The organism is Haloarcula sp. JP-Z28, from assembly GCF_011440255.1.
GTDB classification, from domain to species: Archaea; Halobacteriota; Halobacteria; order Halobacteriales; family Haloarculaceae; genus Haloarcula; species Haloarcula marismortui.
This window is the reverse complement of record NZ_JAAOHT010000029.1, coordinates 34,364-44,044: the sequence shown is the minus strand read 5'-3', so window position 1 is coordinate 44,044 and position 9,681 is coordinate 34,364. Positions and strand designations below refer to the sequence as shown.

Here is a 9,681-nt window from a genome sequence, read left to right as displayed (position 1 = left end):
TAACGTCTCGGTCTCCGCGACATTGAAGAACGACTCTACCGAAGGCTCATTCTGCAGGGTCGCTGAGTCCATACCACCTCAGCATTCACCCTGCTCTTTGGTGTGGTAACTGTTCTATGACACCCTCGATGCACTAGTTATAACTTCAATCGTATCTACGGGAACCTTAGGTAGTGGTTAGGTGTCAGTAGACATACAGTATAAGAAACTCAGCACCGAGGTGAAGACGGTCGTCAACGAGATGCTCGACGACCAGTCAACTGAAGCCAGTTCTGGAAACCCGGGCGTCGATACCTGCTGTTAGATTTCGTCCAGAGATTCGAACCCGCTCCAGCACTCGCAGTCGAGGTCGTCGATGGACGTGACTTCGTCCGGAAGTGAACTTATCGGCATCCCATCATCAAACTCATCACACTCCTCGATATGAATAGAAAAGTCGCTACTCGACATGACTGGCATAGACAGTGATACGGCATCGTACCGCAAAAATCCTCGGACTTGAGACGGTATAGAATAGACACTAAAGGCTAGTTGTATAGAGAGAGCCGAGACGAGCACTGTCTCGTATTCGAGTGGCGCTCATCAAAAGTTACCGTATGTCAAGGGAACGCTTATTTGTTGATGGCTTTATGGTTCCAGATACGATACAGTACGCAATGAACTCCGGGAGTGGGACAGTTGACCAGCCTCTGAAAGAGGCTGCGTCCGTATTGGTGTTGGCACGCAATGCAAGCGACGCCGAACGAGAGGGGTGTGCCGGGTTTCTGGCTGAGCAGGAGGTCAGTAAGTCGAAGGCGATCTGTGTCACAGTGTCCGAATCCCCCGATTCGCGCCTCTCGCTGTGGCAGCAGCACCTCGACGACGAGATGCCCGAAGAGGCGATCATCGTCGACGCCGGCAGTGAGTTACCGGCTACCTCACAGGCAGCAGCGTCTGGTGCGTTTCCTTCATTGACGCTTGATACCCTTCCCGCAACAGTGGCGCCGATAGACATCAGCGCGACCGTCTCTCGCCATCTCGGTCGGTTGGAGCAGGAAGATACACCGCTGCTTCTGTGCCTGCATTCACTAACTGGGCTGCTCGAGTGCTGGGAGCGTGACCGCGTCATCGCGCTGGTGACTGCGTTGAACCGACAATGTGCCGAGATGGACGTCTCGGGCCATCACCACATGGACCCCGAGGCCCATACGGAGGAGACAGTCGAGATGTTTCGGCCACTGTATGATGTCGTGTACGAGTATCTCCCGGACCACGGCTGGACCGTCACGGCGTCGCAAGACGCAGAAGAGACGCCGACGTTTCGAGACACCGTCACCCCACCCGGCGGCGTCAAGAAGGGCGACCCGGAGGAGCCCGAAACGATTCCGATACCCTACTCGTTTGACCAGGTTCTAGAGCTGATTTCCGCCCCGCGGCGGCGCAGTCTCCTGTATCACCTGAAAGACCGGTCGGAAACCGAGGTCCCACTGGACGACCTCGTCGACCGCGTCTACGAACGCGAAAAGGCTATCCCAGCCAGAACGACGCCGAAGTCCCGCGACGAGGTTGGCGTGTCGCTGGCACACAATCACCTTCCGCGGCTGGACGATCTGGGGATTCTCTCGTACGAGACAGCTGATAATACTGTTGAGTACTACGCCAATCCCGCGCTGGAGTCCGTGATTCAGTACGTCGAACGCCTCGAACTCGGCTAGTTCCGGTCCGGACCCACTCGTTTATGTTGCCGCTACCGGCATAGCCTGACATGGACGAAACCCCGCTCCCGGAAGTGACGGAGCAGTTCGCTCGCACACTGGCGCCAGCCAGCGATGCAATTATCGATGAGATGGACGCCAGAGCCGACCGAGAGGGATTCCCGACGGTCGGTCCCGCAGTCGGCGGGTGGCTCCGCCTCGCCGCCCGGATGGTCGACGCCGACCGTGTCTTCGAGTTCGGCTCCGGTTTCGGCTACTCGGCGTACTGGATGGCACCCGCTGTGTCCGACGATGGACAGATTGTCCTGACGGAGATCGACGCCGACGAACTCGAAGATGCCCGCGAGTTCCTCGACCGCGGCGGGTTCGCCGACCTGGCCGCCTTCGAGCACGGTGACGCAATCGAAATCGTCGAGAACTACGACGGCCCGTTCGACGTGGTACTTATTGATAACGAGAAACACCGCTATGCAGAGGCCTTCGAGGCTGTCCGGGCAAAGGTGCCGGTCGGTGGGGCCGTGGTCGCTGACAACATGATCGAGGCCGGGCCGCTGGAATTTGCAGATGTACGGGCGTTGCTGGCTGGCGAGGACATCGACGCCAACGAAACGAGTCGCGGTATCGCCGCGTATCTCAAACGCGTCGGCAGCGACCCGGCGTTCGAGACCGGGCTGCTACCGCTCGGTGAGGGCGTCGCTGTGAGCGTCCGGGTGGAGTGAGCAAGCGGCAGCAACACGCTCCGATTCTCGCCGACGAAAATGCGGGTGCATAGCTTATGTATGAGGGCACACAACTCAGCGGCAACGCTGGTCCTAACGAATGAGTCTGATGATAGATATTCGGAAGCTCGGGTTGTTCAATCAGATGGCTAAAGAGGGCGGTAACACCGTTGCGAACCACCTTAGCCAGATGACTGGGATGGAGACGGAGATGGAGATCACGAAGATCAACTTCATCGATATCCCGGATATCAAAACACACGTCGGCGACGAGAAGCAGATCGGTATCAGTATCGAAATGGTGGAAAAGCCCCATGGGCACATCCTGTTCCTGTTCAACGCCGCCAGTGCAAAGGACCTCGCCACTGGGATGATCGGCGATATGGGCGAGACGGACCCCAACGCGAACGGCTTCACCGACATGGAACGCTCGGCGATTCAGGAGATCGGCAACATCATGACCAGCGGCTTCATCGACGGCTGGGCAAACGTTCTCGATACCACCATCGACATCTCCACGCCGAACTTCACGTTCGGCCCGGGGAGCGGGATGGTGGACCAGCTCGTCGGCGACCGGGACAACGAGATGGCGCTGATGTTCGACTCCCGCGTCCACGCACTGGAGTCCGACATCAACGTGAAGGTGTACACATTTCCGGAACTCGAAGAGCTGGTCGACCTGATGCAGGAAATCGAAGTGTAAGCGGTCCGAACTTATTCTGGCGGCGGGAACTGCGGATGAACTCCTTGTCCCTCATGAAAGATTTAGCAGTGTTTCTTGTACCGTGGGCCCTTGCGTCATGATATGCCAGGAGGCAGCCCGCAAACTCTACGACCGTTCTTGTGGCGTGCAGAAACACTGTATCCGGACACAGAGGTCGTCTCTCGTACCCACGAGGGCATCGTCCGCCACGACTACGCCGAATATGCCGAACGGACGGCACAGTTAGCGAACGCGATCGAAGAAGCCGGCTACGGCGACGGTGAACGGCTCGGGACGTTCTGCTGGAACCACAGCCGTCACTTCGAGACGTACTTCGGGGTACCCGGAACCGGTGCGCAGCTACACACTATCAATCCGCTCCTGCCCGACGAACACATCCAGTATATCGTCAGCGACGCACAGGACGAACTCATCTTCGTCGACGAATCGCTCCTGCCGAAACTCGAAGGCGCTGCAACAGCGGACCCAGAGTCCTTCAAAACGGTCGAGCAGTTCATCGTAATGAGCGACTCCGTCCCGGAGACAGAGCTTGATGCCGTTGCCTACGAGTCGTTCATCGCCGACCAGCCGACGGAGTACGACTGGCCCGAGCTGGAGGAGGACCGCGCTGCCGGCCTCTGTTACACGTCCGGCACGACCGGGCGACCAAAAGGCGTCGAGTACACCCAGCAAATGCTGTGGAGCCACACGATGGCGATTCAATCGCCACAGGGAATTCCACTCGACGACGACGACGTGATGATGCCCGTCGTCCCGATGTTCCACGTCAACGCGTGGGGACTCCCATTCTCAGCAACTGCAGGCGGGGCCAAACACGTTTACCCCGGCCCACAGCCGGAGCCTGCAGACCTCGCGAAGCTCATCGAAGAAGAGGACGTCACCGTCACCGCCGGCGTCCCGACCGTCTGGCTGGGACTGATGGAGTACATCAAAGAGAACGACGTTGACCTCTCATCCCTTGAGCGCCTCATCGTCGGCGGAAGCGCCGCACCGGAAGCGATGATCCGGTTCTTCGACGACCGCGACGTGGAACTCGTCCACGCCTGGGGAATGACCGAGACGGCCCCGGTGGGTGCCGTGGCGTCCCTGCGGAGCGACCTAGAGGATGCTGACTACCAGACGCAACTGGACAAACGCTCGAAACAGGGACTCATCACGCCCGGACTGGAGTTCCGTGTCATCGACGACAACGGCGACGAGGTCCCGCACAACGGCGAGGACTTCGGCGAACTCCACATCCGCGGGCCGTGGGTGACGACAGAATACTTCAAGCGTCCGGAAGCGAACGAGCAGGAGTTCGAGGACGGCTATCTGAAGACTGGTGACGTGGTGTCCGTCGATGAGGACGGCTACATCAAGATCGTCGACCGAGCAAAAGACGTTATCAAGAGCGGCGGAGAGTGGATCTCCTCGCTCGAACTGGAAAACGAACTGATCGCCCACGACGACGTGAACGAAGCGGCAGTCATCGGTGTCCCGCACGAGCGCTGGCAGGAACGCCCACTTGCGATGATCGTTCCGACGGCCGATGCCGACGAGGAGACGCTTGGTGATGAACTCCGTGAGTACATTCTCGAGTCCTACCCCAAGTGGTGGGTCCCGGACAACTTCGTCACCATCGACGAGGTTCCGAAGACGGCAACCGGGAAGTTCGACAAAAAGTCGCTCCGTGACGAGTACGCCGACGAATCGCTCGTCGAAGGTCGCGTCCCCGACGACGCCGCGCCGGAATAGGGGAGTTGGCGCGTTTTCAGCCGCTCAGTAGCGTTACTGGACGCCAGTGACGAGATTCCGGACTTCGGTCCGATAGGTTTCGGGCTGGAGTCCGAGGTCGACATCGACGGTGACTGTGATGCCGTCGCTCAGGTCGTTTTCGACGACCTGCTCGAAGTTCTGTGCCGGGTACGCGCCCCCGGAAATGACGACGAAGTCGCCGTGGTGCCAGACGGCGAACATCGCCGAGATGTCGATGTCGCTGGCTGGTATCTCGACGGCCTCGTCCTCGGTCACGTCGAAGGAAATCCCCTCGAATGGGTACACGGCGGACAGTTCCACCGTCTCAGCTGTCTCTCCGGTGTCGATATCGATTGTCCCCTCGCCGGATTTCTCGATGTCGGTCAGCCCCTGCGCTTCCATCTGCTGTTCGAAGCTGTCGCGGGCGTTTGTTTTGACTTCCGCCAGCAGTTCCTCGCGCCCCACGCCAGCCGGAAGATTGTCCAGATTGGGGCTGAAATCCACTCGGGTGGCGAAAAACACGGAGAGTGCAGTCTGAACCTGGTCAAGAGTACGGTCGGCGACACGCTCCTGTAGCTGTTCGTCGACGTACTGAACCGTACTGGAGACGGCCTCGACCGAAACCGGGCCGTAGCTCCGGTCGAATACTGTTTCCGAGGACTGGGCCGTTTGCGTCCAGCCACCGTCGTTCAGTTGCGCTGTCGGAACGTCCGGTGGCGGTGCCTCGGCTGCGGCCAGAAACGAACACCCCGCAAGCCCGGCAGTTCCAAGGGTGGCTCCGGCGAGCAAGTAGTCTCGACGATTCATGTCCGAGGAAGGCTACAGCCATGGAAAAGCGTGCTGGCCGATTATCAGGAGTTTCCCAGAAACAACTACGACGGTGTTTGGCAGAGTTCCACGGAGTATATGAGTACACAAACCATGATAATCTCTATGGACCTGCTATCCGAGAAACTCGTTCCGGAGCACGCACACGAGGTCAAGGAGGAGGCTCGGGAGTTCGCCGCGGAGCACATCGAGCCAGTCGCGGGTGAGTACTACGCGTCCGGGGAGTACCCCTGGGACGTGCTCGAAGCGGCGACGGAGGCCGGGCTCGTCGCACAGGATATCGGCGAAGAGTGGGGCGGGAGCGGCTACGACCTCCAACAGATGCTTGCGATGGCAGAGGAGCTGTACAAAGCCGACGCAGGAATCGCGCTGACGATCCAGCTCGCCAGCTTCGGGGCAGAAATCGTCGAGGACCACGGCGCGGACTGGCAGAAAGAGGGGTTCCTCAAGCCCGTCGCTGCCGGCGACCAGCTTACCGGTCTCGCCGTCTCTGAACCGGAAACGGGGAGCGACCTTGCTGGGATGACGACGGCCGCTGAGAAAGATGGTGACGAGTGGGTAATTAACGGCGAAAAATACTGGATCGGCAACGGTGTCGAGGCGGACTGGGTGACGCTGTACGCCAAGACCGGTGACGACCCGAACGACCGCTACGGGAACTACTCGATGTTTATCGTCCCGACAGACGCCGACGGCTACCACGCCGAGCACATCCCCGAGAAGATGGGCTTCCGGGCGTCCAAGCAGGCCCACATCGTGCTTGACGACTGCCGGATTCCGGAGGAGAATCTGGTCGGCGTCGAAGGGGCCGGCTTCTATATGCTCGCCGAGTTCTTCAATCACGGCCGCGTCGTCGTCGGCGGACACGGTCTCGGGCTGGCCGCCGCAGCCATCGAGGAAGCCTGGGAGTTCGTCCATGACCGCGAAGCCTTCGGCAAGACCGTCGACGAGTTCCAGGCGGTCCAGCACAAACTGGCCGATATGCAACTCAGCCTCCAGTCCGCCCGGACCCTCACCTGGCACGCGGCCGAACGCGTCGCCAATCAGGAGAACTCCGGCTACTGGGCCGCACTAGCAAAGACCAACGCGACCGAAGCCGCAATGGACTGTGCGGAGAAGGGGATGCAACTCCACGGTGGGCGGTCCGTGCTGACGGAGAACCGCATTTCCCGCGTGTATCGCGATGTTCGGATTCCGGTTATCTACGAGGGAGCCAACGACATCCAGCGGAACCTCATCTACAAGCAGGCTCCGATGTAACGGAGAGAGTAGCGGTCACTGTCGATTGATTGCGTCGCAAACGGCGTGTTTTTCGCGGGAACACCACCCTTCGAGTGTTCTTTGGAGGAGCGTGGCTGGCCAGCTATCACTCCAGCGGCTGTTCACGACTGGACAGCCTGTACAGCCCGGATATACCAACCAGACAGGGATTACGCTACTGTACGAAGTCCATGCGAGTGATACTGAGTCGGTACACCACCCTACAAGTGTTCTGACATCACCAGACAGTTGACCCGACACCACCATACAAGTGTTCTATCACCACCCTGCGAGTGTTTCCAGTTCGACTACAGCCAGACCAGAATGGTGAACACGTGTTCACACACCACCCTGCAAGTGTTCGCACGGAAGGTGTGCAAGCGTCTGAATCTACGAAAACACCACGCTGCAAGTGTTTTTGTGGCGTTGTTCCGAGTTCCGATTCGCCCTTGCACACCACCGTGCAAGTGTTTCACGTACTGCTTGAGGTGTGTGAGAGTATGCTGAGACACCACCCTGCAAGTGTTCCAAAAGGCCGTTTTGGGCGGTTTTCCTGTCGGATCGGGTTCACACCACCCTGCAAGTGTTTTCGAAACGGAATACGTAGGGTCGTGGTGGAACCGGACGGACACACCGGTCTGCAAGTGTTCTACACACTGCAGCGGGGAACAGATACCAGATAACCGCCTGTTTGCACCCCCTTTCACTGTCTACTGTGGGGACACACACCACCCTGCAACTGTTCTGGACGCCACAATAGTTAGACCGCCGCTGAACACACACACACACCACCGTGCAAGTGTTCTGCCGTGTGAGCCGACGGGGGGTGGCTACGTGAACTGCCAGAGGTTCTGTTGCTCGTCGTCAGTAGTGTCCGGTGCCTCGAACTCAGTCGCCTCGTCTTCCAGATAATGTTCGAGAATCCCGTTGACGTTACTCGGCACAGCATCGCTGTAGGAGGACTGGAGTGCAGCGTTGATGATGTCGGTCGGGTCATCAGTGACTTCATAAATATACTTGCGTCCGCCCTTGCGGCCAAGGTTGCGTTCCGCAGAACGGACCAGTCCCTGCATTGAGAGCTGGTCAAGGAACTCGTATATCTTCCGCTCGGATTTCACGCGGCGACCGCTCGACTCCGCGATAGAGGAATATAGATTGTAGATCCGTTTTGTCGACGCCTCGTGTTTCGGCTCGATGAGTGCAAGCGTCGTGGCGAGATAGGTCAATGCTTGTTGTGAACTCAGATCGTGCTCGAAGTAATCCAGCAGTTCATCGGTTTCGATGGTGTCCGTCGCCCGCCGTGTATGTGCCTCCGTTACACCCTCTGCACCCTCCATCCGCGCGTACTCCCCGGCCTTTTCGAGGATTCGGAGTCCCTGCCGAACGTCACCGCGTTCCTGTGCAGAGAAGGCTGCTGCCAGCGGGACGACATCTTCGCCGAGCACGTCCTCCCGGAACGCGATGTCGGCGTAGTAGCCAAGAATATCTCGAAGTTCAGTCGCGTCATATGGGCCGAACTTGATCTCTCGCTCCCCCAGCGTCGATTTCACCTTGGGTTCCAGCACGTCGACGAACTTGAGGTCGTTTGAGATACCGATAAGTCCAACCTTCGCATCGGTGATCGGCGTGTTCTCGTTCGCTTCGGCCCGCGGCAGTTCGTAGAGAAAGTCGTTCCGTGCATCCGCAGGAATGTTGTCGATCTCGTCCAGAATGATAAGCACGTTCCCGCCCACAGCCTCTATCTCTTCGTAGAGGAACTCGAAGACGCTGTCAGTGCTGTAGCCGCTCTCCGGGAGCTGGTTCTCGGGATCCCGGAACTCGTTGACGAGCGTATTTACCAGTGCATACGCCGACCGGTAGTTCCGGCAGTTAATCGGACCGACAACGGTGAGCGGGATATCCTCAGCCTCGGCTTTCTCTTCGAGTTTGTCTCGTACCCACTTTGTAACAGCAGTTTTGCCGACTCCTGTTGGACCATAGACGAAGACGTTGTTGGGGTCGTGGCCGACAATGACATCCTGAAGTGCGTTGATGTAGAATTCGATTTCCTCGTCGCGGTGAAAGATCGTATCCGGCGTGAACGTGTCTTTTTTCAGCGGTTGTTTTCGTTCGAAGATCGAATCAGTCCCGTCGAACGGGTTCTCGTTCACGTCGACCATCGTATTCCACCTTTTGAGTGGCTCTATATAAAACCAGTGACCACCGTTCAAGTGTTTCAAGTGTTTTCACGCCGAACAGTCACACACCACCCTGCAAGTGTTTCTCCGCCCCCACTCGAAAACAGTTACGAGCGGCCTGCTACACCGATACCTGACTTAACACACTTGATTCCTGCGATTCTTCATTCTCTAGTCAAAGACTAGATATGGAACTATGAGTTAATTCTTATATCTTATGGTGTATGCAATATAATCTGGTTACTGTTGAATAGCACAGTCTATAGAATCTGCACCAAAAGGGGTCTGTAACGGCTAAATCTATGTATTCAGGTACAATATCGACTACACAGTCTCGGCGAGACAGAACAACCTCCACTCTATTTAAATATAGTGATGTGGTTCCATCACTCCCCGCCCCCACCCCCTGCAAACCCCGAGAACACTTGCAGGGTGGTGTGTGTGGGTCCCGCTCTGTCACGAATGTTTTGGCATGAATCTTACTCAATGTCCACACGGCATGAAACCCCATTCCACAGCGAAATGCGGCTGGTGCACCGAGCCAG

9 protein-coding genes are annotated in these 9,681 nt (G+C 57.9%); 6 read left to right on the top strand and 3 right to left on the bottom strand.

The window, feature by feature from the left end:
- Nucleotides 1–181 precede the first annotated feature (181 nt).
- Nucleotides 182–304, top strand: coding sequence for a hypothetical protein (locus tag G9463_RS24345; protein WP_255458696.1), 123 nt, complete (start codon nucleotides 182–184; stop codon nucleotides 302–304).
- On the opposite strand, the gene G9463_RS12245 is transcribed toward G9463_RS24345, so the two are convergent.
- The gene (locus tag G9463_RS12245; RefSeq protein ID WP_004956641.1) at nucleotides 301–459 is read right to left on the bottom strand and encodes a hypothetical protein; all 159 of its coding nucleotides are present in this window, start codon (nucleotides 457–459) and stop codon (nucleotides 301–303) included. The genes G9463_RS24345 and G9463_RS12245 overlap by 4 nt on opposite strands.
- Nucleotides 460–656: 197 nt before the next feature.
- On the opposite strand from G9463_RS12245, the gene G9463_RS12240 reads away from it, so the two are divergent.
- From G9463_RS12240 to G9463_RS12225, 4 genes are all read left to right on the top strand, one after another.
- Nucleotides 657–1,694 (top strand): hypothetical protein, encoded by a 1,038-nt coding sequence (locus G9463_RS12240; protein WP_165896854.1) that lies wholly within the window; start codon nucleotides 657–659, stop codon nucleotides 1,692–1,694.
- 50 nt (nucleotides 1,695–1,744) lie between these two features.
- Nucleotides 1,745–2,413, top strand: a complete 669-nt coding sequence (locus G9463_RS12235; protein ID WP_165896853.1) for an O-methyltransferase — start codon at nucleotides 1,745–1,747, stop codon at nucleotides 2,411–2,413.
- Between the two features lie 100 nt (nucleotides 2,414–2,513).
- Nucleotides 2,514–3,116, top strand: a complete 603-nt coding sequence (locus G9463_RS12230) for a chemotaxis protein CheC (RefSeq protein ID WP_011223526.1) — start codon at nucleotides 2,514–2,516, stop codon at nucleotides 3,114–3,116.
- A gap of 102 nt (nucleotides 3,117–3,218) precedes the next feature.
- Nucleotides 3,219–4,871: a long-chain fatty acid--CoA ligase gene (locus G9463_RS12225; RefSeq protein WP_165896852.1), complete on the top strand. Its 1,653-nt coding sequence runs from the start codon at nucleotides 3,219–3,221 to the stop codon at nucleotides 4,869–4,871.
- 33 nt (nucleotides 4,872–4,904) lie between these two features.
- Here G9463_RS12225 and G9463_RS12220 read toward each other — a convergent pair whose 3' ends face one another.
- On the bottom strand, nucleotides 4,905–5,678 hold the full coding sequence (locus G9463_RS12220; RefSeq protein ID WP_004956656.1) for a DUF6517 family protein: 774 nt from the start codon (nucleotides 5,676–5,678) through the stop codon (nucleotides 4,905–4,907).
- Nucleotides 5,679–5,804: 126 nt separating this feature from the next.
- On the opposite strand from G9463_RS12220, the gene G9463_RS12215 reads away from it, so the two are divergent.
- Nucleotides 5,805–6,959 carry an acyl-CoA dehydrogenase family protein gene (locus tag G9463_RS12215; RefSeq protein WP_165896851.1) on the top strand — a complete coding sequence of 385 codons (1,155 nt, stop codon included), beginning with the start codon at nucleotides 5,805–5,807 and terminating at the stop codon, nucleotides 6,957–6,959.
- A gap of 830 nt (nucleotides 6,960–7,789) precedes the next feature.
- On the opposite strand, the gene G9463_RS12210 is transcribed toward G9463_RS12215, so the two are convergent.
- Complete coding sequence (locus tag G9463_RS12210) at nucleotides 7,790–9,118, bottom strand: Cdc6/Cdc18 family protein (RefSeq protein WP_004956661.1); 1,329 nt, start codon at nucleotides 9,116–9,118, stop codon at nucleotides 7,790–7,792.
- Nucleotides 9,119–9,681 lie beyond the last annotated feature (563 nt).